Source organism: Mycobacterium sp. NGS34, from assembly GCF_059812845.1.
Genome location: NZ_JCALDM010000008.1, coordinates 34,519 through 60,893 on the forward strand (window position 1 = coordinate 34,519; position 26,375 = coordinate 60,893).

Sequence of the window (26,375 nt, forward strand, 5' to 3'; positions counted from 1 at the left end):
CCGGTTAGATACGCGCAAGAAGACTCAGGTCGGCAGCCGCCGGTTGATCAGCAGCGCCGCCAGCCCCGCGAGCGCCAGCACCAGCGCACCCAGCCGCAGCCAGCCCGAGCTGGCGTCGCCCTTGATCGTCTCGTAGCCGATCTGCTGCTGCAGCGACGCATAGACGGCCTTCAGCTCGGCCAGGCTCGCGGCGTTGTACCAGTTCCCGCCGGAGAGCTCGGCGACCTTCTTCATGGTCGAGTCGTCGACCGGAACGGGCTGGCGCTGGTCGTTGATCTCGACGAAGCCGTAGGGCGTGCCGAACGAGATCGTCGAGATGGGCACGCCCTGGTCCTTGGCGGTGCGCGCGGCGGTGAAGGCGCCCTTGGGGTTGTCCGGGTTGGTCGGCATCGTCTCCTTGCCGTCGGAGAACAACACGATGCGCGCGGGCGGCGGCGTGTCGCCGCCGCCGATCACCGCGCCGACGGTGGCGATCGCCTGCAGCGCGGTGAAGATGCCCTCCCCGGTGGCGGTGCGGTCGGCGAACTGGAGCTTGTCCAGCGCGTTCTTGGTCGCCTCCCGGTTGGTCGTCGGGGACACCAGCACGGTCGCGGTGCCCGCGTACTCGATCAGGCCGAGGTTGATCCCCGGGGTCAGCTCGTCGGCGAACGCCTTGGCGGCCTCCTGCGCCGCCGCCATGCGATTGGGCGGGACGTCGGTGGCGCGCATCGACTGCGACACGTCGATCACCAGCATCACCACCGCGCGGTTGCGCGGAATCCGGACGTCGTTCGTCGGCCCCGCCATCGCGATCGTGAACAGCACCAGCGCCAACACCAGCAGGATCGCCGGCACGTGCCGCCACCGCGAGGGACGTTGCGGCGCAACGCTTTCCAGCAGCTCCATGTTGGCGAACCGCAGCATCCGCCGCTGCCGCGCCAGCTGCAGCACGATGTAGAGCGCAGCCAACCCGACGGCCGCGAAGAGGAAGAGGAAAAACCATGCGTGCGCGAAGCCCGACAGCGTCATCGGGCCCAGGAGGGGCAGTGTCACTGCCGGCCCGCCAGTGCCCCGCGCCGGCGGGACTCGACGAAGCGGACGATGTCGGCGATCCAGTCCCGGTCGGTGCGCAGCGTCAGCACCGGGGCCCCGCAGCTGCGGATGGTGCGGGACACCTCCGCGCGGTGCGCCGCGGCCGCCTTGGAGAAGTCGTCACGCAGCTGGGCGTCGATGGTGAATTCCCGGGTGACGCCGGTTTCGGCGTCCTGCAACACGACGTCGCCGATGTCGGGCAGCTCGACGTCGCGCGGGTCGAGCACCTCGATCGCCAGCACCTCGTGGCGGGCCGCGATCGCCCGCAGCGGGCGCATCCAGTTGATGGGGCCGAGGAAGTCGCTGATGATGACGGCCATGCCGCGGCGGCGTTCGGGCCGGCGCAACGCGTCGATCGCGGTCGCCAGGTCGCCGCGCACCCCCACCGGCGCCTTGGGCGTGGTGGCGATGGTGCGCAACAGCGTCTGCTCGTGCTGGCGCCCGGAGCGGGCCGGGACCCGGGTGATGGTCGCGCCGGTAGCGATGATCGCGCCGAGCCGGTTGCCGCCGCCGCTGTTGAGGAAGGTGATCGCCGCCGCGGCGGCCACCGCCAGGTCGCGCTTCTCGCACACCGTGGTGCCGAAGTCCAGGCTGGCCGACATGTCGACCACCATCCAGGTCTCCAGTTCGCGGTCGGCGATCATCTGCCGGACGTGCGGGTGCATGGTGCGCGCGGTAACGGCCCAGTCCATCCGCCGGACGTCGTCGCCGGGCTGGTACTCGCGCGACTCCCCCGGCTCGCTGCCCGGCCCCGGGATCAGGCCGAGATGATCGCCGTGCAGCACACCGTCGAGCTTGCGCTTGACCGTGAGCTCCAGCTGGCGCAGCGCCGCCGACAGCTTCGGGTCGTCGATCTGCCCGCGCTCAAAGGATGGCGGATGGCGCACCGCCGGCTTCTGGGGGTCGGTCACCGACCGCTAGCCGCCACGGTCTGCATCACCGGGGGCACCGAATGACCTTGCTGCGGAACGGCATTCACCTGCGGCAGGGCCACCGTCTGCAGAATCCGGTTGATGACGATCTCCGGCGAGATCTCGTCGGCGAGCGCGTCGTAGGTCAATATCAACCGGTGCCGCAGCACGTCGGGAATGACCTCGACGACGTCCTGCGGGATCACGTAGTCGCGGCCCCGCACCAGCGCCAGCGAGCGGGCGCCGGCGATGATGCCCAGCGAGGCGCGCGGTGACGCGCCGAACGAGACCCAGGTCTTGACGTCGTTCATGCCGAGTTGCTCGGGGTTGCGGGTGGCGGTGACGACGCGCACCACGTAGTCGACCAGCGCGTGGTGGACGAAGACGTTGGACGCGATGTCCTGCAGCCGCAGCAGGTCGCCGGTGTTCAGGATCTGCTTGGGCACCGGCGGCTTGACGCCCATCCGGTAGATGATCTCCCGCTCCTCTTCCGGCGTCGGGTAGCCGACGTTGATCTTGAACAGAAAGCGGTCGCGCTGGGCCTCGGGCAGCGGGTAGACGCCCTCGTGCTCGATCGGGTTCTGGGTGGCCATCACCAGGAACGGGTTGGGCAGCGGGAAGGTCTTACCGCCGATGGACACGTGGCGTTCCTGCATGACCTCCAGCAGCGCCGACTGCACCTTCGCCGGCGCGCGGTTGATCTCGTCGGCGAGCAGGAAGTTGACCACCACCGGGCCGAGTTCGGTGTCGAACTCCTCCTTGCCCTGCCGGTAGATGCGGGTACCGATGATGTCGGTGGGCACCAGGTCGGGCGTGAACTGGATGCGCGCGAACGTCCCGCCGACCACCCGGGCGAACGTCTCCACGGCCAGCGTCTTGGCGACGCCGGGAACGCCCTCGAGCAGGACGTGGCCCTTGGACAACAGGCCGACCAGCATGCGCTCCACCAGCTGGTCCTGCCCGACGATGATGCGTTTGACCTCGAAGATGGCCCGTTCCAGCGTGTGGACCTCGGCGGCCAGCCCGTTACCGGCGCCCGGGGGCGCCTCGTGGGCCGGAGGGCCGGACGGACCACCAGGGCCCGGGTAGCTGCTGGCGCCCGGGGGCGGCCCACCTGCTGATGTCATCAAGAACCCTCCACGCTCAAACGGACACGACTGCCGGGCAGCGACGTGCCCTGGACCAACTATTCCAGGCCTGCCGGTTTCCGTCGACGCTCACCCAGCTGATGCCTACCTGGCCCCGCGATCAGTACTCGATGATCCTAGTCAGGAACGGCGTCATGCCGGGCTTGCGCACCGGGCTGACGGTGACGTGGCCGGCGAGGCTGGACGCCTCCAGCATCTGACCGTTGCCCAGGTACATGGTGACGTGCTGGCCGCCGTTGGGCCCATAGAAGATCAGGTCGCCGCGCCGCGCCTGGTCCGGGGGAATGTGGCGCCCGGCGTTGTACTGGTCACCGGAAAACCGCGGGATCAGCACCCCGACGCCGGCGAAGCCGTAGCGCATCAGGCCCGAGCAGTCGAAGCCGTTGATGTTCGCCCCGTCGCCGACGCCCTTGCTGGGCCCGTCCAGCGAACCGCCACCCCACGAATAGGGCACGCCCATCTGCGAACCCATCCGCTTGATCACGTACTCGATCGCCTGCCGGCCGTAGACCCGCGGGATCTTGCCGCCGGGGTTGGTGGGGGTCGCGGCGGTGGGAGCCGGGTCGCCCCCCAGGTTGATGCCGAGGCCGCCGAGGAATTGCTTGCCCAGGTCCAGCGTGGTCTGGGTGGCCTGCGCGGTGGCCTGCAGCGAGGCGTTGGCGACGGCGAGCGGATCGCCAGGCGCGCCGGCGCTGATGGTGGCCGGCAGCGTGGGATCCCACCCGGGGTCGGCGCTGACCACGGGAGCCGGCGCCACAGACAACATCAGCCCGGTCAGCATCGCGGTGATGCAGGCCAGGTTGATCAGACGAAACCGGTTGCGGCGCATAGCTCCTCGTTCAGTAATCGATCGTCACCATTCGATGTAACGGACCACATAGGGCGTCATCCCGCTGGTGCGCACGGGCGCGACGCGAACCTTCAAACCGATGTCGGGGGCCTCGAGCATCTGGCCGTCGCCGAGGTAGAGCGTCACGTGCTGGCTGCCGCCCGGTCCGTAGAAGATGACGTCGCCGCGGCGCATCTGCGCCGACGGGATCTTGCGGCCCAGGTTGTACTGCGAACCCGAGTAGTGCGGCAGCTTGATGCCCACGCCGGCGAACGAGTACAGGACCAGGCCCGAACAGTCGAAGCCGGTGATCCCGGCGCCGGAGTCGATGCCCTTGCTGGGCCCCGCCGCGTTGCCGCCACCCCACGAATAGGGCACGCCGATCTGCGACATGCCGCGCCGGATCACGTACTCGGTGGCCTGCCGCCCGTACACCCGGGGGATGCGGCCGGCGGTGCCGCCGGGCGCCGCGTTGGTGATGCCGGTGTCGTCGGGCTTGAGGATGCCCAGCTGTTGCAGGAAGCTGCGGCCCATGCCGGCGGTGACCTGCGTCGAGGTGGCCGAGATGCCCAGCACCTGGTTGATCACGGCGATCGGGTCACCCGGCACGTTGGCGCTGGCCACCATGGGCAGCGTCGGGTCCCACAGACCGTCCCACCGCCGCCCGCCGGCGGGCGGGGCGCCAGCGGGTGACCCCGGATCCCACCGGTCCCCCGAGAGCGGGACGGGGGACCCGCCATGCTCCGCCGCCCACTCGCGCTGGGCCGCTGCGAGTTTCGCCTGCGCCTGGTCGCGCTCGGCGGCCAGCCGGGTGGCCTGCTCGCGCTGGTCGTTGAACTTGCGCTTGGAATCGGTGAGCGCGGCCACCGCGGCGTCCTGGCTCGCCTTCGCGTCGGCGGCGGCCTTGTCGGCCTTCTGCTTGGCCAGCCGCGCGGCCGACTCCTTGTTGACCTGCTCGGTGCGGGCCCGCTGCAGCTTGTCCATCACCGCCTGGGAGCTCGCGGTCAGGGTCTCCGCGGCGCTCTCGGTCGCGATCATCTCTTCGGGGCTGGTCGCGGTCAGGTAGCTGCCCGACGGCCCGTTCATGTAGGTGGCCGCGGCGAAGGTGTTGAACCGGTGCTGCGCGGCGGCGATCGCCGCGTTGGCGTCCTTGACCCCCTGCTGGCTGGCCTCGACGTCGTGCTCGGCGGCGGTGGCGTTGTCGCGCGCGGTCTCGACGTCGACCAGGGCCTTGTTGACGCTTTCCTGCTCGGTCTGGATCTCGGCGGTCAGGTCTTCCAGGCGTTGGTTGGCCTTGGCGACGTTGGCGATCAATGCGGCCATGCTGTCGGCGGCGGGGTCGGCGTCGGCCAGGCCCGGGGTGCACAGCAACATGGCCACGCTCAGCACCGACGGAGCGACCGGCCGGAGCAACCTGGCGGCCGGTCGCGCAGACGATGCCCAGCGCGTACGTCTCATTCGGCAGGTCTCCTACGGCTCAACGCGGACGGGCGGCGCCAGGCACGGCCTTTCTGAAAACGCCACAAACAACACGAGCACCATTTGCACCGTACGTCACATATGACGCCGTGGAAACGCTCGTCACAAACTGCACTCTTGACGTGCGTTTAATGTGACCGAACGGTGACCTGCGTTGTTTGCCGCGCGAATTCAACGGGGCGCGGCCCTATGGGGCGACCCGAGCCGACCCGCGCCGGATGCGCGTGTCAGACGCCGTTACTAAGCGCTATCGGACGCCTCTGGCGTCGGGTCCGGCGTGCCGGCCGGCGTTGCTGCGCGCTTGGCGCGCGACTGCAGAAGTCGGGTACCCACGGCCGCGGCGAGGACGGCGATCAGCAGGAAGATGGTCAGGCCAGTCCAGGGAAATTCGGGCGTATTCAGCTCGTGCAGGAAATGCTGCGCCGAGACCACCGGGTTGCCCGTCTTGGCGTTGTCCTCGCCGGCCTCGAGCGTGACGCGAGGGAATTGCGTGCTGTAGGTGCCGACGTAATTCGGGCTCAGCGTCAGGACGGTGGCGTCGTGGTAGTCGGCGCCGACGACGGTGGAGATGTCGCGCAGCGGGGTGTCGTTCGGCGGGTTGTGGTCGAGCAGGACGATCTTGAGGTTGATGCCGTCGGCGTGCGCCTGGTTGACGACGTCGAGCAGCCCGGGCATGGCCGCCGGCGGCGCGCTGACGCCGTTGGCAGCGACCTGAGCCTTGATCGCGGTCATGTCGACGTCCACCGGAATGTAGAGCGGCAGAAACGGGTGCCCGGTCATGCCGACACTGTAATGGGGCTTTAATCCCGCGCCGCGCGCGACAAGACTGGAATGGCGGGCACCCCGCCGTAATACAGGACAAGCGTACTGTTAAAGTGGTACCGCACCGCCGACATGGCCCGTCGGCGGAAGAACTTAATCCTTGGGAGTTGAAGTGACTGATTCTGTGAACTCGTTCGGAGCCCGCGACACCCTCAAGGTCGGCGACAAGAGTTACCAGATCTACCGCCTGGACGCCGTCCCCAATACCGAGAAACTCCCGTACAGCCTCAAGGTCCTGGCCGAGAACCTGCTGCGCAACGAGGACGGCAGCAACATCACCAAGGACCACATCGAGGCGATCGCCAACTGGGATCCCAAGGCGGAGCCCAGTATTGAGATCCAGTACACGCCGGCCCGCGTGGTGATGCAGGACTTCACCGGCGTGCCGTGCATCGTCGACCTGGCCACCATGCGCGAGGCCGTCGGCGACCTCGGCGGCAACCCGGACAAGGTCAACCCGCTGGCCCCCGCCGACCTGGTGATCGACCACTCGGTGATCGCCGACCTGTTCGGCACCGCCGACGCGTTCGAGCGCAACGTCGAGATCGAATACCAGCGCAACGGCGAGCGCTACCAGTTCTTGCGTTGGGGCCAGGGCGCTTTCGACGACTTCAAGGTGGTCCCCCCGGGCACCGGAATCGTGCACCAGGTCAACATCGAGTACCTGGCGAGCGTGGTGATGACCCGCGACGGGGTGGCGTATCCGGACACCTGTGTGGGCACCGACTCGCACACCACGATGGTCAACGGCCTCGGCGTGCTCGGCTGGGGCGTGGGCGGCATCGAGGCCGAGGCCGCGATGCTGGGCCAGCCGGTGTCGATGCTCATCCCCCGCGTCGTCGGCTTCAAGCTGACCGGCGAGATCCAGGCCGGCGTCACGGCCACCGACGTCGTGCTGACGGTGACCGAGATGCTGCGCAAGCACGGCGTCGTCGGCAAGTTCGTCGAGTTCTACGGCGAAGGGGTGGCCGAGGTGCCGCTGGCCAACCGCGCCACCCTGGGCAACATGAGTCCCGAGTTCGGTTCCACCGCAGCCATTTTCCCGATCGACGAGGAGACCATCTCCTACCTGCGCTTCACCGGCCGCAGCGACGAGCAGCTGGCCCTGGTCGAGGCGTACGCCAAGGAACAGGGCATGTGGCACGACCCCAAGCACGAGCCGGCCTTCTCCGAATACCTCGAACTCGACCTGTCCGACGTGGTGCCGTCGATCGCCGGCCCCAAGCGCCCGCAGGACCGCATCGCGTTGTCGGACGCGAAATCGACGTTCCGCGAGCAGATCCCGAACTATGTCGGCGACGATCCCGACAAGAAGGCCTACTCGAAGCTCGACGAGACCGTCGACGAGACGTTCCCGGCGAGCGACCCGGGGGCGCTGGAGAACGGCCACGCCGACGACGCCCCGAAGGTGGAGTCGGCCGCGAAGCACGCGAAGGGCCGGGTGAGCAGCCCGGTGACGGTCCGCTCCGAGGAACTCGGCGAGTTCGTGCTCGACCACGGCGCGGTGGTGATCGCGGCGGTCACGTCGTGCACCAACACCTCCAACCCGGAGGTGATGCTGGGCGCGGCGCTGCTGGCCCGCAACGCCGTCGAGAAGGGGCTGGCCGCCAAGCCGTGGGTGAAGACCACGATGGCGCCGGGCTCCCAGGTGGTCCACGACTACTACGACAAGGCCGGCCTGTGGCCGTATTTGGAGAAGCTCGGCTTCTACCTCGTCGGCTACGGCTGCACCACGTGCATCGGCAACTCGGGCCCGCTGCCCGACGAGATCTCCAAGGCGATCAACGACAGCGACCTTTCCGTGGCGGCCGTACTGTCGGGCAACCGCAACTTCGAGGGCCGCATCAACCCGGACGTGAAGATGAACTACCTGGCGTCGCCGCCGCTGGTGGTCGCCTACGCGCTGGCCGGGACCATGGACTTCGACTTCGATCAGCAGCCGCTCGGGACAGATAAAGAGGGCAAGGACGTCTATTTGAAGGACATCTGGCCGTCGCAGCAGGACGTCTCGGACACCATCGCCTCGGCGATCAGCCAGGAGATGTTCACCAAGAACTACGCCGACGTGTTCAAGGGCGACGAGCGCTGGCGCAACCTGCCGACCCCCAGCGGCAACACCTTTGAGTGGGACCCGGATTCGACGTATGTGCGGAAGCCCCCCTACTTCGAGGGCATGTCGGCCGACCCCGAACCCGTCAAGGACATCTCCGGCGCCCGGGTGCTGGCGCTGCTGGGCGATTCGGTGACCACCGACCACATCTCCCCCGCCGGTGCCATCAAGCCGGGCACCCCCGCCGCCCAGTACCTCGACGAGCACGGCGTGGAGCGCAAGGACTACAACTCCTTCGGCTCGCGGCGCGGCAACCACGAGGTGATGATCCGCGGCACCTTCGCCAACATCCGGCTTCGTAACCAGCTGCTGGACGACGTCGCCGGCGGCTACACCCGTGACTTCACCCAGGACGGCGGCCCGCAGGCGTTCATCTACGACGCCGCGCAAAACTATGCGGCACAGAACATTCCGCTGGTGGTGCTGGGCGGCAAGGAGTACGGGTCGGGCTCGTCGCGTGACTGGGCGGCCAAGGGCACGCTGCTGCTGGGCGTGCGGGCGGTGATCGCCGAGTCGTTCGAGCGCATCCACCGGTCCAACCTGATCGGCATGGGCGTCATCCCGCTGCAGTTCCCGGAGGGCAAGACCGCCGGAGACTTGGGCCTGGACGGCACCGAGGTCTTCGACATCACCGGCATCGAGGCGCTCAACGACGGCAAGACGCCGAAGACGGTGAAGGTCAAGGCCGCCAAGGAGAGTGGCGACCCGATCGAGTTCGACGCGGTCGTGCGCATCGACACACCCGGCGAGGCGGACTACTACCGCAACGGCGGCATCCTGCAGTACGTGCTGCGCAACATGCTCAAGTCCGGCTAACGCGGCCCGCCGGTGCCAAAAGTCAGCGAGGACCATCTGGCGGCCCGCCGCCGCCAGATCCTCGACGGTGCGCGCCATTGCTTCGCCGAATACGGCTACGACAAGGCGACGGTGCGTCGGCTGGAGAAGGCGATCGGGATGTCGCGCGGCGCGATCTTCCATCACTTCCGGGACAAGGACGCGTTGTTCTTCGCGCTGGCGCACGAGGACGCCGAGCGGATGGCCGACGTGGCGTCCCGCGAGGGCCTGATCCAGGTGATGCGCGACATGCTCGCCGCGCCCGACCAATTCGACTGGCTCGCGACCCGGCTGGAGATCGCGCGCAAGCTGCGCAACGACCCCGTGTTCAGCCAGGGCTGGGCGGATCGCTCCGCGGAACTGGCGGCGGCGACGACCGATCGGCTGCGCCGGCAGAAGGAGGCGCACCGGGTCCGCGACGACGTTCCCGGCGACGTGCTGCAGTGCTACCTAGAACTGGTTCTCGACGGCTTGGTGGCCCGGCTGGCGTCCGGCGAGGATCCGCGCCGGCTGTCCGCGGTCCTCGACCTGGTGGAAAAGTCGGTGCGGCGCAAGGACGTTGGGGCGCGGGCGTAACGCCACTGCGAATGAGGGGACGTAATTTCGCAGTGACGCTACGCCCGCGGGGACTGGCTCCGGGCCGAAGTGTGGTTGGGGCCGCCGCGTCCGCGCAGCGTGGTGCCGGACTCGAGCAGCATGCTGTGCACCGACCCGTAGGACCTGCCGGTGGTGGCCACCAGCTTGCGGATGCTGGCGCCGCCCTCGTACGCGTTGCGCAGTTCGTGCAACATCTGCTCGCGCGTCTTCTTCGGCCTTCTCACTGCGGTCTTCAAGGTCCCCTCCATGCTCTGGGCTCGATCCCCAAGCACATAGAGTAGGAAGCCATCGTCGGCCGCGGGCCGATTTGGCGAAATCACGCGAGTTCGATGAGATCCCGGTAGTCGTCGGACCAGTAGTCCTCGGTGCCGTCGGGCAGCAGCACGACGCGTTGCGGGTCGAGGGCCTCGGCCGCGCCCGGGTCGTGGGTCACCAACACCACCGCGCCGAGGTAGCTGCGCAGCGCGTCGAGCACCTGTTCGCGCGACGCGGGATCCAGGTTGTTGGTGGGTTCGTCGAGGAGCAGCACGTTGGCCGTCGACGCCACCAGGCCGGCCAGCGCAAGCCGCGTCTTCTCCCCGCCGGACAGGGTGCCCGCCGGTTGGTCGAGCTGCGGGCCGCTGAACATGAACGCGCCGAGCAGGCCGCGCAGCTCTTGCTCGCCCGACTCGGGCGCGGCGTGCCGGATGTTCTCCCAGACGGTCGCGTCGTTGTCGAGGGTGTCGTGCTCCTGCGCGAAATACCCGATCCGCAAACCATGTCCGGGCTCGAGGCCCCCGCTGTCGGGGGTTTCGACGCCGGCCAGCAGGCGCAGCAGCGTCGTCTTGCCCGCGCCGTTGAGACCGAGCACGACGACGCGGGATCCACGGTCGATGGCCAGGTCGACGCCGCTGAACACCTCGAGCGACCCGTATGACTTGGAAAGTCCCTTGGCGACCAGCGGGGTGCGCCCGCACGCGGCCGGGGTGGGGAACTTGATCCGGGCCACCTTGTCGGCGGCCCTTTCCTCGTCGAGCGCCGCCATCATCCGATCGGCGCGGCGCAACATGTTCTGCGCGGCAACGGCTTTGGTGGCCTTGGCGCCCAGCTTGGCGGCCTGGGTGCGCAGCGCGGCGGCCTTGCGCTCGGCGTTGGCGCGTTCCCGGCGGCGGCGCTGCTCGTCCGTCGCCCGGGCGTCCAGATACTTCTGCCAGCCCATGTTGTAGACGTCGACCTCGCCGCGCACCGCGTCCAGGAACCACACCCGGTTGACGACATCGGCCAGCAGCTCGACGTTGTGGCTGATGAGTACCAGCCCGCCGGTGTGCGCCCGCAGGAAATCGCGCAGCCAGCCAAGCGAATCCGCGTCGAGGTGGTTGGTCGGCTCGTCGAGCAGCAAGGTGGTCGACGACCCGGAGCCGCTGTCCGACGCGGCGAACAGGATGCGCGCCAGCTCCACGCGGCGGCGCTGCCCGCCGGACAGCGTGCGCAACTTCTGCGTCAGCACCCGTTCGGGCAGGCCGAGACTCGCGCAGATGCGGCCCGCCTCGCTCTCGGCGCCGTAGCCGCCGAGCGCCACGAATCGCTCCTCCAGCTGCCCGTAGCGACGGATCGCGCGGTCCCGCGCCTCGTCGTCGGCGACCTCGGCCATCAGCGCCTGCTGCTTCTCGAGATCGGTGAGCAGGACATCCAGCCCGCGGGCCGACAGCACCCGGTCGCGGGCCAGCACGTCGAGATCGCCTTCTTTGGGATCCTGTGGGAGGTAACCGATTTCGCCGATCTGGGCCACCGACCCCGCGTAGGGCTGGCTCTCCCCGGCCAGGATGCGCAGGGTCGTCGTCTTGCCCGCCCCGTTGCGGCCCACCAGCCCGATGCGGTCGCCGGGCTGCACGCGCAGATCCGGGCCGTCAGGTGAGAGCAGAATGCGCGCACCAGCGCGGACCTCGAGGTCCGTGGCCGTGATCACATCTACTCCCTTTGATGGTTACTTTTCGTCGGTGAAAACCGGCGGCCGCTTCTCCGCGCGCGCGGCAACCGCTTCCTCGAAGTTGGCGGTGAGCAGGCGGACGAAGAGCTGTCCTAGGCCTTCGGCTTGCATGTGCCCCTCCAGGCTACCGGCGTCGAGTCCACTCCACAGCGTGCGCTTGGTCAACTCGGTTCCCGGCCGCGAGAACGCCGCGATTCGCGCGGCGATCGCGTAGCAGGTGTCCAGCAGCTGGGCCTCCGGCACCTGACAGGACACCAGCCCGATCCGCTCGGCCTCCTCGGCGCTGACGTCGCGGCCGGTCAGCATGATCTCGAACGCGCGCGACGACCCGATCGCCCGGGGCAGCAGGTAGGACAGGCCCAGTTCGCTGGCGGTCAGGCCGTTGTTGATGCCCGCGGCCCGGAAGTAGGCGCTGGTGGATGCCACGCGGATGTCGGCGGCCAGCGCCAGGCACAGTCCGCCGCCGATGGCGGGGCCGTTGACCGCGGCGATCACCGGTTGGTGTAGCCGGCGCAGCCCCAGGATCACGTCGTCGAGCAGCTCCATCGAACGCAGCGCGTACGTCGGACGGGTCAGCCCGGCGACGTGGGGCACCGTGCCCGCGGACTTGTGATCGGCGCCCGAGGAGAACCCTCGGCCCGCCCCGGTCAACACCACGACGCGCACGGAATTGTCGTAGGTGACCTGCTCGAGGGCCTCTTTGAGCGGCACCATGACGTCGAAGGCCATGGAGTTCATCCGTTCGGGCCGATTGAGGGTTATCAGCGCGACACCGGGCCGCGGTTGCTCTACCAGTACCAGGCTCACCCGAGAAAGGTAACGGACGCTCTGCTCAGACGTGGCCCATGCCAGTGGTCATCAGGAAAACCCCCAGCACCGCCACGACGACCCCGAGGACCGCCCGCCTGCGGGCCTGCACCCAGTCGTGCACCCGCGACATCATCGCGCCGGTGCGCGCCGGCGCCGCCAAATGGCAGATCAGCGGGACCTCGGCAAACGCCAGGCCAACCAGCGTGTACGCCGCCGCCGCGCTGACCTGGGTGCCCAGGGCGGCCCCGGAGGCCAGGATCACGGTCAGCGCCGCCAGGTACCGGAAGTCGGTCGTTATCCCCACCCCGACCAGGAAGGTGATCCAGGGCGGGCCGGACTGCAGCGCGTGCAGGGCGCGCGTCGACACCCGGGAGAACGTCGTCGGTTCGGCCTGGTTCAGGGGAACCCCGGCGGGCACCGCGACGGGTCGGCGCACCGAAACACCGACCGCGATCGCCCCGGCGATCACCAGGGCGAGCAGGCCCATCGCGACCTGAATCCGCCCCGCCGTGGAGCTCGAGGTGGCAACGTCCACCCGGTCCATGACGCCGAGCACGACGTCGTGCAGCCCCACGAGCGCGCCCAGGGCCAGGGTCACGCCGACCGCCACCCCGCCCAGCCACAGAGCACAGAGGTGCAGCACCGGCCGTCGTCGCGAAAACAGCAGCAGGGCGATCCCGATCCGCCCCGGGTCCACCCCCGCCACCAGCGCCAACGCCAGCACCGTGCCCCACATGGGCGCGACTCTACCGCGACCGGGCCGGGTCGCGTTCGCACTTCCGGGCGATTGAACCGCCGCCGCGTACGTCGCGTTTCGGCACGCGACCGTACGTTAAATGTCGTGCAAACGGCCCACGCCGCTTGGTTTGGTCTGCTATCTTTAGCCACCATTGGGCGCGTGTCGGCTACGCCCGTTGTGACGTCTTGCGCGGGCGGCAGTAGCAGGGGCATTGGCGCGCAAATGTGCTGTCCCGCAACCGGATCCGGCCAATGGAGGTAGGAACGCCGTTCGGCAAAGCAATGGTAGAGCTATGAATCCGCTGTGTCCAGGCGATGAAGCAGACTAGGGAGGGAATGTGTTCATCCCAGGGGAAGAGGCGTTCGGGGCCATCCACGATTGGTTGCCGGACCCGGGGGCGGTCGTGTGCTGGCATCCCTCGCCGGCGTCGCTCGCCAAGGTCCGGCAAGCCCCGATTAGCCCTGTTCCGGCCAGCCACCAGCAGGCCCGTCACCTGCGCAATTTCGTCGACCACGCGGGACGCGGGGTGGACATGTCGCGGCTGTGCATCGGCAGCTGGGACATGCCCGGCCGGTGCGACATCCGGGTCCTGACCTACGTCATCAACGCGCATCTTCGGCGGCACGACACGTATCACAGCTGGTTCGAATTTGCCGACGGCGACCGGATTTTGCGGCACACCGTTCGCAATCCCGCCGATATTCAATGCGTTCCGATCAAGCACGACGAGATGACGCCGGAGGATTTTCGCGAGCACATCGTGGCCACGCCGAGCCCGTTGGAGTGGGATTGCTTCCGCTTTGCCGTAATTCAGCGCGCGGATCACTTCACCTTCTGCTTTTCCATCGACCATCTCTACATCGACGCGCAATTCCTCGGCGCGATACGCATGGAGCTGTACCTGATGTACACGTCCCTGCTGGCCGGCGGGGCGCCGCCGCCCCTGCCGGCCCCGGGCAGCTACGAGAAGTACTGCGTCCAGCAACACGAGTACACCTCCGAGCTGACCCTGGACTCCCCGCAGGTGCAGGCCTGGGTCGACTTCTTCGAACAGAATGACGGCACCCTGCCGGAATGCCCGGTGTCGCTCGGCGACGGCTCGGGGGCGTGCGACCTGACGTTCGTCCGGCTCATGGACGAGCAACAGACGGCCGATTTCGAAGCCGCTTGCATCGCGGCGGGCGGCCGTTTCAGCGGCGGCGTGTTCGCCGCCGCCGGCCTCGCGCAATACGAATTGACCGGCGCCGAAACGTATTACGGGCTGGTTGCGTGCGACACCCGCAGCTCGCGGGCCGAGTTTCTGACGATCGGTTGGTTCACCGGTTTCGTCCCGATCACCATTCCCGTCGGCTCGTCATCGTTCGGTGCCGCCGTGCGGGCCGCGCAGCAGTCGTTCGATTCGGGCAAGGCCCTGGCGAATGTGCCGTTTTCCCGCGTGCTGGAGCTGGCGCCGTGGCTGAGCATGCCCCAGGGGCGTGTCCCGTTGCTGTTCCATCTCGACGCCAGCAGCCCTCCGCTGTCCACCATCGTCAAGTCGGACTGGGGCGGCTCCAACATCAAGATCCATCACGACGGCGGGGTTCCGGCGCGATTCGATTTGCGCGTCAACCGGTATGAAAACGAAACGCATGCCATGGTGTTCTTCCCCGACAACCCGGTCGCCCGGGAGTCGGTTGCTCGGTACCTCGAGACGCTGAAATCGATCTACCTGCGCGTCGCCGCAGGCCGCGCCGGGGCGCCGGTGTGGGAGGTCGCCGCGCTGCAGCGGCAACTGGTCTAGGCCTGGTCGGCCTGGGCGGCCTCGGCCGCTTCGATGTCGAAGGCCTTGATTTGCTGAACCAGGTCCTCCAGGGCCGCCGGCGGTAGCGCGCCGGCCTGGTTAAACAGCAGTTTGCCCTTCTTGAAGGCCATGAGGGTCGGGATGGACCGGATCTGGGCGGCCGCCGCGAGCTGTTGCTCGGCCTCGGTGTCGACCTTGGCGTAGACGATGTCCGGGTGTTCCTCCGAGGACGCCTGGAACGTCGGGGCGAACTGGCGGCACGGGCCGCACCAGGAGGCCCAGAAGTCCACCAGCACGATGTCGTTGCCCTCGATGGTCTCGTTGAACTGCTCAGCAGTGAGATCGCGTGTTGTCACAAGCGTCTTAACGTAGGTAACTGACGCGGTGTTCCCGCAGCCCTCTGGGGCCCGAAATACGACGCGAATCGTGTGCGTGAGCCATCAAATTCACCCGTGACGACAGCAAACAATTTGCTACTCCACAGCTGCTGAATACGCGATAGGATTTTCCGATCGCTGACGCTTCACCGGGAGGTGCGGGATGTCATTTCTGGTCGCGGATACGGGATTGGTGTCGGGGGCAGCCGGGAATCTGGCGCGCATCGGTGCGGCAATTAGCGAGGTCAATTCCGCGGTGGCGGCCCAGACGACCTCAGTGCCCGCCGCCGCGGCCGATGAGGTATCCGCCGCGATCGCCGCGGTGTTCGACGTGCACGGCCAGAGTTATCAGGCGCTGAGCGCCGAGGTCGCGGCGTTTCACGACCAATTCGTGCAAAACTTGCTTGGCGGCGCGCAGGCATACGCCGCCGCCGAAGCCGCAGCCACCAACCCGTTGAAGCCGCTGTTCGACCTGATCAACGAGCCCACCCGGCTACTCATCGGCCGCCCCTTGATTGGAAACGGAAACAACGCCACCGCGCCCGGTCAGGCCGGCGAGGGCGGCGGAATCCTGTTCGGCAACGGCGGCAGGGGCGGAGCGGGTACCGTCGCCAGCCCGAACGGAGGCAGGGGCGGCGACGCCGGGTTCTTCGGCACCGGCGGCATGGGTGGCGCCAGCGGCCCGGCCGGGATCGGCGGCGCCGGCGGCAACGGCGGGCTGCTGTGGGGCAACGGCGGCGCGGGCGGCACCGGGTTCTTCGGCGGCGGTGCCGGTGGCCGGGCCTGGCTGGTGGGCAACGGCGGTGCCGGTGGGTTTACCCAATCTCTCGGCAACGCCGGTGACGGCGGCGCCGCCGGACTGATCTACGGCAATGGTGGTGACGGCGGCAACGGCGGGTCGAACGGCAATGGCGGCAACGGCGGGAACTCCTTCTTGATCGGAAACGGCGGCAACGGCGGTAAGGGCGGGATCGGCGGCACCAACGGCGCGGGCGGCAACGCCGGAATACTGTTCGGCGTAAGAGGCACGCCCGGCGTGGTGTAGCCCTAGTTACGGTTGCGTACGTTTTGCCCACTCGGAGAGACTGACCTCATCGGCCGATCGGCCGGAGTGGAGGGAATCGCGTTGGGGCACTACATCGCTAACGTCCGCGACATCGAGTTCAACCTGTTCGAGGTCCTCGAAATAAGCGCCGTCCTCGGCGCCGGGAGCTACAGCGACCTCGACGAGGACACCGTCCGAACCATCCTGGCCGAGGCCGCGCGCCTGGCGGAGGGGCCGGTCGCGGAGTCCTTCGCCGCCGCCGACCGCAATCCGCCGGTGTTCGACCCGGCCACGCACTCGATCAGCGTGCCCGACGAGTTGGCCAAGACGGTGCGGGCGATCAAGGAGGCGGGGTGGTGGCGGCTGGGCATGGCGGAGGAGATCGGCGGCATGCCGGCGCCGCCGCCGCTGGCCTGGGCGGTCAACGAAATGATCCTCTGCGCCAACCCCTCGGCGAACTTCTTCAACTTCGGCCCGTTCATGGCCCAGGCGCTCTACGAGGAGGGCAACGAGCAGCAACGGCAGTGGGCGGCCGTCAGTGTGGAGCGCGGCTGGCAGGCCACCATGGTGCTCACCGAGCCCGACGCCGGCTCCGACGTGGGGGCGGGCCGCGCCAAGGCCATCCAGCAGCCCGACGGCACCTGGCACATCGAGGGCGTCAAGCGCTTCATTTCCGGCGGCGACGTGGGCGAGACCGCCGAGAACATCTTCCACCTCGTGCTGGCCCGGCCGGAGGGCGCCGGGCCGGGCACCAAGGGGTTGAGCCTGTTCTATGTGCCCAAGTACCTGTTCGATCCCGAGACGTTCGAACTCGGTTCCCGCAACGGCGTTTTCGCCACCGGGCTGGAACACAAGATGGGCATCAAGTCCTCACCGACGTGCGAATTGACCTTCGGCGACGGCGACGTGCCCGCCGTGGGCTACCTGGTGGGCGACGTGCACAACGGGATCGCGCAGATGTTCACCGTGATCGAGCAGGCGCGCATGACGATCGGGGTGAAGGCCGCCGGCACCCTGTCCACGGGCTACCTGAACGCGTTGGCCTTCGCGAAGGAGCGCGTACAAGGCGCCGACCTCACCCAGATGACCGACAAGACCGCGCCGCGGGTCACGATCATGCACCACCCCGACGTGCGTCGCAGCCTGATGACGCAGAAGGCGTACGCCGAGGGGCTGCGGGCGCTTTACATGTATGCCGCCGCGCATCAGGATGCGGCTGTGGCGCAACGGGTTTCGGGTGCCGACGCCGACATGGCGCACCGCATCGACGACCTGCTGCTGCCGATCGTCAAGGGGGTGAGCTCCGAGCGGGCCTACGAGATCCTGACCGAGTCGCTGCAGACACTGGGGGGCTCGGGCTTCCTGGTCGACTACCCGCTCGAACAGTACATCCGCGACTCCAAGATCGATTCGCTCTACGAGGGCACCACCGCCATCCAGGCGCTCGATTTCTTCTTCCGCAAGATCGTCCGCGACCACGGTCAGGCCCTACAGTTCCTGGTGGCGCAGATCAGTAAGACCATCGACGCCTGCGACGAGGCGCTCAAGCCGCAGGCCGAGCTGGTGCAGGCGGCGCTCGACGAGGTCACCGCGATGACGGGCGCGCTGACCGGCTACCTGATGTCGGCCACCCAGCACCCGACCGAGATCTACAAGGTGGGGCTGGGGTCGGTGCGCTACCTGCTCGCGGTCGGCGACCTGGTCATCGGCTGGCGGCTGCTTGTCCAGGCCGGCGTCGCCCGGGCCGCCCTGGCCGACGCACCCTCCGCGAGCGACAAGAGCTTCTATGAGGGCAAGGTCGCGACGGCGACGTTCTTCGCGAAGAACATGCTGCCCAGGCTGGCCGCCCAGCGCAGGGTCCTCGAGTCCCTCGACGACGACATCATGCGGGTCTCCGAAGACGCGTTCTGACACTTCACAGTTCCGGCACAGCTCGAACGGGTACACCTTTCGTGGTCCAACTCACGAATGGGGGAAACGTTGATATCCGCAAGCTGTCCCACTCCTCGGCTCACCCGCTTCGCCATCCTCACCGCCGCGAGCGCGGCCGTCGTGTCCGTCGCCGCGTGCGGATCGTCGAACCAATCGGCTCCGACCTCGACGTCCACCTCAACCTCGACGGTGACCTCGACCGCCACCTCACAGGCACCGCCCCAGGGCGAAGCCAAGGTGAGCGGCCTGATCGCGTCCGTCGCGGGCAACTCGATTCAGGTCACCAAGGAAGACAACAGCAAGGCCGCGGTGAACTTCACCTCCACGACCAAGGTCACCGAGGTCGCCCCGGCCACGCTGAGTGACGTCACCCAGGGGAGCTGCGTCACCGTGCGGCCCACCCAGGAAGCCCAAAGCGGGCAGCCGGTCACCGCCGCATCCGTCCGGGTCAGCCCGTCGGTCAACGGCACCTGCCCCCCGGCCAAAGAGTCCGGGCAGGGTTCGACCACCACGCCGCCACCCCCCGGTTCACCGTCGCCGGCGCCCCCCAAGCCAAAGCCGTTGCGGGGCTCGGTTGCTTCGGTGACCGGAAACACCGTCACCGTCGCGGGCGCCGACGCCAGCGGTAACAGCACTCAGACGCCCGTGACCGTCGACGACCAGACGAAGTACTCCAAGCTGGCGACCGCCACTCCCGACGCGATCACGCAGGGCAAGTGCGTCACGGCGCGCGGCAGCCTGGACAGCGGCGGCACGCTGCAGGCGACGAGCATCAACGTGCGGGCGGCTGTCGACGGCAAGTGCCCGGGCAAACCGCGCGGGTGATCCCTGTTACGGGATAGTGAAGGCATGGGTGCGAGCGGGTATCCCGCTCGAACCCGCCTCACGATCGGAGCCACGTCGATGCCCGTCAGAACGGTCAAGCCCCGACTGGCCCAGATCGCGCTGGTCGCGGTCGTCGCTCTGATCGCGCTGAGCCTCGCCATGTGCCACTCGGGTGACACGGCGAGCAACACCGGCACCACCGGGAAACCGACCGTGACGGCGACCCCACCCAGCGCCGCGGCCGGCCAGCCGCCCTCGCCGGCCCCCGCGCCGCCCCCCGCCCCCAAGGACTACGTCGAGGGACTGGTCCAGTCGGTGTCGGGCGGCACCATCGGGCTCAGGACGCGGACCGGATCGGCCACCGTGGACTTCACGCCACAGACCAGGGTCGTCGAGACCACGCCGGCCCAGCTGACCGACGTCACCCCCGGCAGCTGCGTCAACGTGCGCGCCACGCCGCAGAGCGCGCCCACCCCCGGCGCCATCACCGCGCAATCGGTGACCGTCACCGCCGCCGTCGACGGCAAGTGCCCGCCACCGGCCGGGTTCTACGGCACGGTCGCCTCGGTCTCGGGTAATACCATCGCCGTCAACGGCATCGGCGCCCAACCGACGCCCACGAACGTGACGGTCGCGGACACGACGTCGTATCAGAAGCAGACGGCTTCAGACTCCCAGGCGATCACAAACGGAAAGTGCTTGGGGGCGCAGGGAACCCAGGACGCCGGGGTGCTGCACGCGATGACCATCAGCCTCGAGGCGTGCCCGCCGATGGGACACCCGCACCACCACCTGCACCTGCCCCACCTCCCCTTCCATCTCTAGAAGGGGCTGTGCTCAGACGGTGAAGCCGAGGGCGCGCAACTGCTCGCGCCCGTCCTCGGTGATCTTGTCGGGGCCCCACGGCGGGTTCCACACCCAGTTGATCCGCAGGTCGTCGACCAGCCCGCTGCCGACCAGCGCGCTGCGCGACTGGTCCTCGATGACGTCGGTCAGCGGGCAGGCCGCCGACGTCAACGTCATGTCGATCAGGGCGACGGTCCCCTCGTCGCCCTCTTCGACGTTGAGGCCGTAAACCAGCCCGAGGTCGACGACGTTGATGCCCAGTTCGGGGTCGACGACGTCGCGCATCGCCTCCTCCACGTCGGCGAGGAACTCGTCGCTCGGTGCGGTGGTTTCGCTCATTTTTGGTCCTCCTCAAAACCCGCACTCGCCTGAGCCAGTGCGTCCTTGAAAGCCATCCAGCCAAGCAGCGCGCATTTCACCCGCGCCGGGTATTTGGCGACGCCGGCGAAGGCGACCCCGTCGCCCAACACGTCCTCGTCGCCGTCGATCTTGCCGCGCGATGACACCATCTCGCTGAACGCGGTGAGGGTCTTGAGCGCCTCGCCGACGCTGCGGCCGATCACCTGCTGGGTCAGCACCGACGTCGACGCCTGGCTGATCGAACAGCCCTGCCCGTCATATGAGACGTCGGTGACGGTGTCGCCGTCGTCGGACAGGGCGACCCGCAGGGTGATCTCGTCGCCGCAGACCGGGTTGACGTGGTACACCTGCGCGCCGAACGGCTCCCGCAGCCCCCGGTGCTGCGGGTGCTTGTAGTGATCGAGGATCACGTCCTGATAGATCTGCTCGAGGCGCAACGTCAGTCTCTCCCAAAGAAATCCAGCGCGCGTCGCACGCCGGCCACCAGGCGATCGACCTCGTCGAGGGTGTTGTAGACCGCGAACGACGCCCGCGCGGTCGCCGCCACGCCGAACCTGCGGTGCAGCGGCAACGCGCAGTGGTGCCCCACCCGAACCGCGACGCCGTCGTCGTCGAGCACCTGGCCGACGTCGTGGGCGTGCACGCCGTCGACGACGAACGCCACCGGCGAGCCGCGGTTCTCCGTCGACGTCGGGCCGACGATGCGCAGGCCGTCGATGCCGGACAGGCCGTCGATGGCCGCGGCCACCAGCTCGCGCTCGTGGGCTTCCACGGCGTCCATGCCGATGGCGCCGAGATAGCGTGCGGCCGCGGCCAACCCGACCACCTGGGAGGTCATCGGGGTGCCGGCCTCGAAGCGCTGCGGCGGCGCCGCGTAGGTGCTGACCTCCATGGTCACCGTCTCGATCATCGAGCCGCCGGTGAGGAACGGGGGCGCGGCCGACAGCAGCTCGCCCCGCCCGTACAGCACGCCGATCCCATTGGGCCCCAACATCTTGTGGCCGGAGAACGCGCCGAAGTCGACGTCGAGCGCGTGGAAGTCGATCGGCCGGTGCGGCACCGACTGGCAGGCGTCCAGCACGGTCAGCGCGCCCACGGCCTTGGCGCGGCCGACCAGTTCGCCCACCGGCGCGAGCGCGCCGGTGACGTTGGAATGGTGGCTGAACGCAACGACTTTGACCCGCTCGTCGAGCTGCAACGAGTCGAGATCGATGCGCCCGTCGTCGGTCACGCCGTACCAGCGCAACATCGCCCCGGTGCGCCGGGCCAGCTCCTGCCACGGGACCAGGTTGGCGTGGTGCTCGAGCTCGGTGGTGACGATGACGTCACCGGGCCCCACGGCGCGCTGGAAACGGTTGTCGCCCAGCACGTATGACACCAAGTTGAGCGCCTCGGTGGCGTTCTTGGTGAACACCAATTCGTCGGCGTCGGCTCCCACGAAGGCCGCGATGTCGGATCGGCCCTGCTCGTAGGCGTCGGTAGCCTCCTCCATCAGCTGGTGCGCACCGCGATGCACCGCGCCGTTGGACGTCAGCAGGAACTCCCGCTCGGCGTCGAGCACCTGCAGCGGACGCTGCGAGGTCGCGCCGGAATCCAAGTACGCCAACTGGTTTCCCCCGCGCATGATGCGCTTGAGGATCGGGAAGTCGGCACGGATGGCCGCGACGTCCAACATGCTCAGGCCCCGGTGGCCGCCGCTTGCGAGAAGCGCACGTACCCGTTCTGCTCCAGCTCGTCGGCGAGCTCCGGGCCACCGGACTCGGCGATGCGGCCGCCGACGAACACGTGCACGTACTCCGGATGGATGTAGCGCAGGATGCGGGTGTAGTGCGTGATCAACAGGATGCCGCCGTGTTCGGTTTCGGCGTAGCGGTTCACGCCCTCGCTGACCACCCGAAGCGCGTCGACGTCCAACCCGGAGTCGGTCTCGTCGAGGATCGCGATCTTGGGCTTGAGCAGTTCCAGCTGCAGGATCTCGTGGCGCTTCTTCTCCCCGCCGGAGAAACCCTCGTTGACGCTGCGCTCGGCGAAGACCGGGTCGATCTCGAGGGCCGTCATCGCCCCCTTGACCTCTTTGACCCAGTGGCGCAGCTTCGGGGCCTCGCCGCGCACGGCCGTGGCCGCCGAGCGCAGGAAGTTCGACACCGAGACGCCTGGCACCTCGACGGGGTACTGCATCGCCAGGAATATCCCGGCACGCGCGCGCTCGTCGACGCTCATCGCCAGCACGTCCTCGCCGTCCAGCGTGATCGACCCCGACGTGACCCGGTACTTGGGGTGACCGGCGATCGCGTAGGACAGCGTCGACTTGCCGGACCCGTTGGGGCCCATCAGGGCATGCGTCTCACCGGATTTCACGGTGAGGTCCACGCCCTTGAGGATCGGGATCTCGCGCTCCCCCTCGGGGGCGTTCGGGTCGTCGACGCTGACGTGCAGGTCTTTGATTTCGAGGGTCGTCATGAGGTCGTTGTCTTCTCCGTGATGGCCAGTTCGTGTTCAATGGCTGCGGTCAGGCGTTCGCGCACCTCGGGCACCGCGATCTGCGAGATGAGCTCCCCGAAGAACCCGCGGATTACCAGGCGGCGGGCCTGCTCCTCCGGGATGCCGCGCGAGCGCAGGTAAAACAGCTGTTCGTCGTCGAAACGCCCGGTGGCGCTGGCATGCCCGGCGCCGGCGATCTCCCCGGTCTCGATCTCGAGGTTGGGCACCGAGTCGGCGCGCGCCCCGTCGGTCAGCACGAGGTTGCGGTTCACCTCGAAGGTGTCGGTGCCGGTGGCCTCGGCGCGGATCAGCACGTCGCCCACCCAGACCGTGTGGGCGTCGGGCAGCGCCGAATCCGGATCCCCTTGCAGGGCACCCTTGTACAGCACGTTCGAGCGGCAGTCGGGGCGCGCGTGGTCCACCAGCAGCCGCGACTCGAGGTGCTGGCCGTCGTCGGCGAAGTACAGGCCCAGCAACTCGGCGTCCCCGCCGGGGCCGAAGAACCGCACGTTGGCCGACATCCGCACGACCTCGCCGCCCAGTGTGACGGCGACGTGGCGCAGCACCGCGTCCTTGCCCAGCCTGGCGTGATGCGCGCTCACGTGCACCATGTCGTCGGCCCAGTCGGCGATCCACACGACCGTCAGCCGGGCGGCGTCGTCGACGACGAATTCGAGGTTGTCGGCATAGGTTCCGCCGCCGCGCTGGTCGATGACCACCACCGCCTCGCCGAGCTCCTCGACGCGGATCTGCAGGTGCCCGTAGGCCACCGCGCCCTCGCCGGGCCCGGTGACGGTGACGTTGATCGGCTCGGCGATCCGGGTATCCCGGGCGACGGTGACCAAGGTCGCGGAGTTGAACGACGAAAACGCCTGGGCGGCAACCCGATCGGCGGGGGCACCGGCCTCACCGAGCCGCTCGTCGCCACGCCGGACGGTCTCGACCCGCACGCCGGTCCGCTCGGCCACCTCGATACCCGCCCGGCCGGTGGCCGTTGCGGAACCGTCGTGCAGCCCGCGCAGCCGGCGCAGCGGGGTGAACCGCCACAGCTCGTCGCGCCCGTGCGGCACCTCGAACGCGTCAACGTCAAAGGAGGCGAACAGCTCTCCCTTATTCAGAGCGGCAGTCACTACCCGACCGCGCCTTCCATCTGCAGCTCGATCAGCCGGTTGAGCTCCAGCGCGTATTCCATCGGCAACTCTTTGGCGATCGGCTCGACGAAGCCGCGCACCACCATCGCCATCGCCTCGTCCTCGGTCAGGCCGCGGCTCATCAGGTAGAACAGCTGGTTGTCGCTGACCTTCGAGACGGTGGCCTCGTGGCCCATCGTGACGTCGTCCTCGCGGATGTCGACGTAGGGGTAGGTGTCGCTGCGGCTGATCGTATCGACCAGCAGCGCATCGCATTTCACGCTCGAGCGCGACCCGTGCGCGCCCTTGTTCACCTGCACCAGGCCGCGGTAGGAGGTGCGGCCGCCGCCGCGGGCCACCGACTTGGACACGATGTTGCTCGACGTGTTGGGCGCCAGGTGCAGCATCTTGGCGCCGGTGTCCTGGTGCTGGTCTACGCCTGCGAACGCCACCGAGAGCACCTCGCCCTTGGCGTGCTCGCCGGTCATCCAGACCGCCGGGTACTTCATGGTCACCTTCGAGCCGATGTTGCCGTCGACCCACTCCATGGTGGCGCCGGCCTCGGCCCGCGCCCGCTTGGTGACCAGGTTGTAGACGTTGCCCGACCAGTTCTGGATGGTCGTGTAGCGAACGCGCGCATTGGGTTTCACGATTATCTCGACCACCGCCGAGTGCAGCGAGTCCGACTTGTAGATCGGGGCCGTGCAGCCCTCGACGTAGTGCACATAGGAGCCCTCGTCGGCGATGATCAGGGTCCGCTCGAACTGGCCCATGTTCTCGGTGTTGATCCGGAAGTAGGCCTGCAGCGGGATGTCGACGTGCACGCCCGGCGGCACGTAGATGAACGACCCGCCGCTCCACACCGCGGTGTTCAGCGCGGAGAACTTGTTGTCCCCCGCCGGGATCACGGTGCCGAAGTACTGCTTGAAGATGTCCGGATGCTCACGCAGCGCCGTGTCCGTGTCCAGGAAGATGACGCCCAACTTCTCCAGATCCTCACGGATGGAGTGGTAGACGACCTCCGACTCGTACTGCGCGGCGACACCGGAGACCAGCCGCTGCTTCTCGGCTTCCGGGATGCCCAGCCTGTCGTAAGTGTTCTTGATGTCTGCCGGCAGATCGTCCCAGGTCGCTGCCTGCTTCTCACTGGAGCGCACGAAGTATTTGATGTTGTCGAAGTCGATGCCCCCGAGGTTGGAGCCCCAGTTCGGCATCGGCTTGCGCTCGAAGATGCGCAGCGCCTTGAGCCGGGTCTGCAGCATCCACTCGGGCTCGTTCTTCTTGGCCGAGATGTCGCGCACCACCGCCTCGGACAGCCCGCGCTGCGCGCTGGCGCCCGCGACGTCGGAGTCGGACCAGCCGTAGCCGTACCGGCCCAGCGAGGCGATGGCCTCCTCCTGGGTCAACGGCGCGACTGCAGTCTTGCTGGCCTCGGGCGTGAGGGTCATAACGACGCTCCTTCGATGCTTGTCGTATCGCGGCGCGGGCTGGGCGCCTTGGAAACCGGAACAGTGAGTGGCACGTGGGTGGTGCAGGCGCAGTTTCCGTTGACGATGGTCGCCAACCGCTGCACGTGGGTTCCGAGCACCTCGGCCATGGCCTGCTGCTCGGCTTCACACAACTCGGGGAACTCCTCGGCGACGTGGGACACCGGGCAGTGGTGCTGGCAGATCTGCACCCCGTGGATCGGCCCGCCGACCCGGGTCGTGGTCGCGACGTAGCCGGCCTTGGTCAGCGCGCCGGCGACCCGCTCGGCCGCCGCCTCGACCGCGGCGTCGTCGGGGCTGTCGGCCGCCTCGACGCCGGCCAGGATCGTGTCGATGCGCCGCCGGGCGAAGGTGCGGACGGCGTCCTCGCCGCCGATCTCACGCAGCTGGCGCATGGCCGCCGCGGCCAGGTCGTCGTAGGCGTGGTCGAGCTTGGCCCGGCCGGCCCCGGTCAGCCGGAAGCGCTTGGCGGGCCGCCCACGACCCACCTGCTGCCACGGCTCGGCGGCCACCGACTCGGCGTCGCCCGCCTCGATCAGCGCGTCGAGGTGGCGCCGCACGCCGGCCGGAGTCAGGCCGAGCCGGTCCCCGACCTCGACCGCGGTGATCGATCCGGATTCCAGCAGCAGGCGCACGATGGCGCGGCGGGTGTGACCATCCGGCACCGCGGCGCCGACGGGAGCCGCGGGCGCCTCATCGAGGCGGGTTCGGATTTTCACAACACCAGTGTGACGCAATTCCGGGGATCGGTCTACCAAGGGTCCCCTCTATACGCGTTGCGCTGGTCACACCCGCG

At 68.5% G+C, this 26,375-nt stretch carries 24 protein-coding genes and 1 pseudogene; 7 read left to right on the forward strand and 18 right to left on the reverse strand.

Annotated features, from left to right (window positions below; all coding sequences use genetic code 11):
• Window positions 1–24: 24 nt before the first annotated feature.
• The 6 genes from AC5Y7V_RS20270 to AC5Y7V_RS20295 all read right to left on the reverse strand — a co-directional run bounded on the left by AC5Y7V_RS20270 (window position 25) and on the right by AC5Y7V_RS20295 (window position 6,218).
• Entirely contained in the window at window positions 25–1,032 is a 1,008-nt protein-coding gene (locus AC5Y7V_RS20270; RefSeq protein ID WP_499881830.1) for a VWA domain-containing protein, read from the reverse strand.
• Entirely contained in the window at window positions 1,029–1,982 is a 954-nt protein-coding gene (locus AC5Y7V_RS20275) for a DUF58 domain-containing protein (protein ID WP_067014753.1), read from the reverse strand. Before AC5Y7V_RS20275 ends, AC5Y7V_RS20270 begins: the two co-directional genes overlap by 4 nt.
• Window positions 1,979–3,109 carry a chaperone MoxR1 gene (moxR1, locus tag AC5Y7V_RS20280; protein WP_499881831.1) on the reverse strand — a complete coding sequence of 377 codons (1,131 nt, stop codon included), beginning with the start codon at window positions 3,107–3,109 and terminating at the stop codon, window positions 1,979–1,981. Before moxR1 ends, AC5Y7V_RS20275 begins: the two co-directional genes overlap by 4 nt.
• Before the next feature lie 121 nt (window positions 3,110–3,230).
• Window positions 3,231–3,959: an NlpC/P60 family peptidoglycan endopeptidase RipB gene (gene ripB, locus AC5Y7V_RS20285; RefSeq protein ID WP_499881832.1), complete on the reverse strand. Its 729-nt coding sequence runs from the start codon at window positions 3,957–3,959 to the stop codon at window positions 3,231–3,233.
• A gap of 24 nt (window positions 3,960–3,983) precedes the next feature.
• Window positions 3,984–5,417: an NlpC/P60 family peptidoglycan endopeptidase RipA gene (gene ripA, locus AC5Y7V_RS20290; RefSeq protein ID WP_499881833.1), complete on the reverse strand. Its 1,434-nt coding sequence runs from the start codon at window positions 5,415–5,417 to the stop codon at window positions 3,984–3,986.
• 261 nt (window positions 5,418–5,678) lie between these two features.
• On the reverse strand, window positions 5,679–6,218 hold the full coding sequence (locus AC5Y7V_RS20295; RefSeq protein ID WP_499881834.1) for an Rv1476 family membrane protein: 540 nt from the start codon (window positions 6,216–6,218) through the stop codon (window positions 5,679–5,681).
• 154 nt (window positions 6,219–6,372) lie between these two features.
• On the opposite strand from AC5Y7V_RS20295, the gene AC5Y7V_RS20300 reads away from it, so the two are divergent.
• Both AC5Y7V_RS20300 and AC5Y7V_RS20305 read left to right on the forward strand, forming a co-directional pair.
• Window positions 6,373–9,186 (forward strand): aconitate hydratase, encoded by a 2,814-nt coding sequence (locus AC5Y7V_RS20300; protein ID WP_499881835.1) that lies wholly within the window; start codon window positions 6,373–6,375, stop codon window positions 9,184–9,186.
• 12 nt (window positions 9,187–9,198) lie between these two features.
• Window positions 9,199–9,780, forward strand: coding sequence for a TetR/AcrR family transcriptional regulator (locus tag AC5Y7V_RS20305; RefSeq protein WP_499881836.1), 582 nt, complete (start codon window positions 9,199–9,201; stop codon window positions 9,778–9,780).
• A gap of 38 nt (window positions 9,781–9,818) precedes the next feature.
• On the opposite strand, the gene AC5Y7V_RS20310 is transcribed toward AC5Y7V_RS20305, so the two are convergent.
• From AC5Y7V_RS20310 to AC5Y7V_RS20325, 4 genes are all read right to left on the reverse strand, one after another.
• Window positions 9,819–10,025: a helix-turn-helix domain-containing protein gene (locus AC5Y7V_RS20310; protein ID WP_499882032.1), complete on the reverse strand. Its 207-nt coding sequence runs from the start codon at window positions 10,023–10,025 to the stop codon at window positions 9,819–9,821.
• Between the two features lie 92 nt (window positions 10,026–10,117).
• Window positions 10,118–11,746, reverse strand: coding sequence for an ABC-F family ATP-binding cassette domain-containing protein (locus AC5Y7V_RS20315; protein ID WP_499881837.1), 1,629 nt, complete (start codon window positions 11,744–11,746; stop codon window positions 10,118–10,120).
• 18 nt (window positions 11,747–11,764) lie between these two features.
• The gene (locus tag AC5Y7V_RS20320) at window positions 11,765–12,619 is read right to left on the reverse strand and encodes an enoyl-CoA hydratase (RefSeq protein WP_499882033.1); all 855 of its coding nucleotides are present in this window, start codon (window positions 12,617–12,619) and stop codon (window positions 11,765–11,767) included.
• A complete protein-coding gene (locus tag AC5Y7V_RS20325; protein ID WP_499881838.1) occupies window positions 12,600–13,313 on the reverse strand; it encodes a GAP family protein in 714 nt (237 codons plus the stop codon). Before AC5Y7V_RS20325 ends, AC5Y7V_RS20320 begins: the two co-directional genes overlap by 20 nt.
• Before the next feature lie 340 nt (window positions 13,314–13,653).
• Here AC5Y7V_RS20325 and AC5Y7V_RS20330 point away from each other — a divergent pair, with 340 nt between their 5' ends.
• The gene (locus AC5Y7V_RS20330; RefSeq protein WP_499881839.1) at window positions 13,654–15,096 is read left to right on the forward strand and encodes a condensation domain-containing protein; all 1,443 of its coding nucleotides are present in this window, start codon (window positions 13,654–13,656) and stop codon (window positions 15,094–15,096) included.
• Here AC5Y7V_RS20330 and trxA read toward each other — a convergent pair.
• Entirely contained in the window at window positions 15,093–15,452 is a 360-nt protein-coding gene (trxA, locus tag AC5Y7V_RS20335) for a thioredoxin (protein ID WP_499881840.1), read from the reverse strand. The genes AC5Y7V_RS20330 and trxA overlap by 4 nt on opposite strands.
• A gap of 184 nt (window positions 15,453–15,636) precedes the next feature.
• On the opposite strand from trxA, the gene AC5Y7V_RS20340 reads away from it, so the two are divergent.
• The 4 genes from AC5Y7V_RS20340 to AC5Y7V_RS20355 all read left to right on the forward strand — a co-directional run bounded on the left by AC5Y7V_RS20340 (window position 15,637) and on the right by AC5Y7V_RS20355 (window position 20,100).
• Entirely contained in the window at window positions 15,637–16,518 is an 882-nt protein-coding gene (locus AC5Y7V_RS20340) for a PE family protein (protein ID WP_499881841.1), read from the forward strand.
• A gap of 81 nt (window positions 16,519–16,599) precedes the next feature.
• Window positions 16,600–18,429 carry an acyl-CoA dehydrogenase gene (locus tag AC5Y7V_RS20345; protein WP_499881842.1) on the forward strand — a complete coding sequence of 610 codons (1,830 nt, stop codon included), beginning with the start codon at window positions 16,600–16,602 and terminating at the stop codon, window positions 18,427–18,429.
• 210 nt (window positions 18,430–18,639) lie between these two features.
• Window positions 18,640–19,275, forward strand: coding sequence for a DUF5666 domain-containing protein (locus tag AC5Y7V_RS20350; RefSeq protein ID WP_499881843.1), 636 nt, complete (start codon window positions 18,640–18,642; stop codon window positions 19,273–19,275).
• 78 nt (window positions 19,276–19,353) lie between these two features.
• The gene (locus tag AC5Y7V_RS20355) at window positions 19,354–20,100 is read left to right on the forward strand and encodes a DUF5666 domain-containing protein (protein WP_499881844.1); all 747 of its coding nucleotides are present in this window, start codon (window positions 19,354–19,356) and stop codon (window positions 20,098–20,100) included.
• A gap of 12 nt (window positions 20,101–20,112) precedes the next feature.
• Here the strand turns inward: AC5Y7V_RS20355 and AC5Y7V_RS20360 are convergent, their stop codons facing one another.
• From AC5Y7V_RS20360 to AC5Y7V_RS20390, 7 genes and pseudogenes are all read right to left on the reverse strand, one after another.
• Window positions 20,113–20,460, reverse strand: a complete 348-nt coding sequence (locus AC5Y7V_RS20360; RefSeq protein WP_067014712.1) for a metal-sulfur cluster assembly factor — start codon at window positions 20,458–20,460, stop codon at window positions 20,113–20,115.
• Window positions 20,441–20,924, reverse strand: a pseudogene (gene sufU / locus AC5Y7V_RS20365) (Fe-S cluster assembly sulfur transfer protein SufU); the annotation flags it as partial. The pseudogene sufU and the gene AC5Y7V_RS20360, both read right to left, overlap by 20 nt.
• A complete protein-coding gene (locus tag AC5Y7V_RS20370; protein WP_499881845.1) occupies window positions 20,921–22,156 on the reverse strand; it encodes a cysteine desulfurase in 1,236 nt (411 codons plus the stop codon). The pseudogene sufU and the gene AC5Y7V_RS20370, both read right to left, overlap by 4 nt.
• A gap of 2 nt (window positions 22,157–22,158) precedes the next feature.
• Complete coding sequence (sufC, locus tag AC5Y7V_RS20375) at window positions 22,159–22,941, reverse strand: Fe-S cluster assembly ATPase SufC (RefSeq protein WP_499881846.1); 783 nt, start codon at window positions 22,939–22,941, stop codon at window positions 22,159–22,161.
• Window positions 22,938–24,092, reverse strand: coding sequence for a Fe-S cluster assembly protein SufD (gene sufD / locus AC5Y7V_RS20380; RefSeq protein WP_499881847.1), 1,155 nt, complete (start codon window positions 24,090–24,092; stop codon window positions 22,938–22,940). Before sufD ends, sufC begins: the two co-directional genes overlap by 4 nt.
• Window positions 24,092–25,540, reverse strand: coding sequence for a Fe-S cluster assembly protein SufB (gene sufB / locus AC5Y7V_RS20385; RefSeq protein ID WP_499881848.1), 1,449 nt, complete (start codon window positions 25,538–25,540; stop codon window positions 24,092–24,094). The genes sufD and sufB overlap by 1 nt, the downstream gene beginning before the upstream one ends.
• Window positions 25,537–26,337, reverse strand: coding sequence for a helix-turn-helix transcriptional regulator (locus AC5Y7V_RS20390; RefSeq protein ID WP_499881849.1), 801 nt, complete (start codon window positions 26,335–26,337; stop codon window positions 25,537–25,539). Before AC5Y7V_RS20390 ends, sufB begins: the two co-directional genes overlap by 4 nt.
• Between the last annotated feature and the right edge of the window lie 38 nt (window positions 26,338–26,375).

What these genes read in the sequence shown, in the direction of transcription:
- moxR1 (WP_499881831.1), bottom strand. Translation starts at nt 3,109, where the DNA reads ATGACATCAGCAGGTGGGCCGCCCCCGGGCGCCAGCAGCTACCCGGGC.
- ripB (WP_499881832.1), bottom strand. Translation starts at nt 3,959, where the DNA reads ATGCGCCGCAACCGGTTTCGTCTGATCAACCTGGCCTGCATCACCGCG.
- ripA (WP_499881833.1), bottom strand. Translation starts at nt 5,417, where the DNA reads ATGAGACGTACGCGCTGGGCATCGTCTGCGCGACCGGCCGCCAGGTTG.
- AC5Y7V_RS20295 (WP_499881834.1), bottom strand. Translation starts at nt 6,218, where the DNA reads ATGACCGGGCACCCGTTTCTGCCGCTCTACATTCCGGTGGACGTCGAC.
- AC5Y7V_RS20325 (WP_499881838.1), bottom strand. Translation starts at nt 13,313, where the DNA reads ATGTGGGGCACGGTGCTGGCGTTGGCGCTGGTGGCGGGGGTGGACCCG.
- AC5Y7V_RS20340 (WP_499881841.1), top strand. Translation starts at nt 15,637, where the DNA reads ATGTCATTTCTGGTCGCGGATACGGGATTGGTGTCGGGGGCAGCCGGG.
- AC5Y7V_RS20355 (WP_499881844.1), top strand. Translation starts at nt 19,354, where the DNA reads ATGCCCGTCAGAACGGTCAAGCCCCGACTGGCCCAGATCGCGCTGGTC.
- AC5Y7V_RS20360 (WP_067014712.1), bottom strand. Translation starts at nt 20,460, where the DNA reads ATGAGCGAAACCACCGCACCGAGCGACGAGTTCCTCGCCGACGTGGAG.
- AC5Y7V_RS20370 (WP_499881845.1), bottom strand. Translation starts at nt 22,156, where the DNA reads ATGTTGGACGTCGCGGCCATCCGTGCCGACTTCCCGATCCTCAAGCGC.
- sufC (WP_499881846.1), bottom strand. Translation starts at nt 22,941, where the DNA reads ATGACGACCCTCGAAATCAAAGACCTGCACGTCAGCGTCGACGACCCG.
- sufB (WP_499881848.1), bottom strand. Translation starts at nt 25,540, where the DNA reads ATGACCCTCACGCCCGAGGCCAGCAAGACTGCAGTCGCGCCGTTGACC.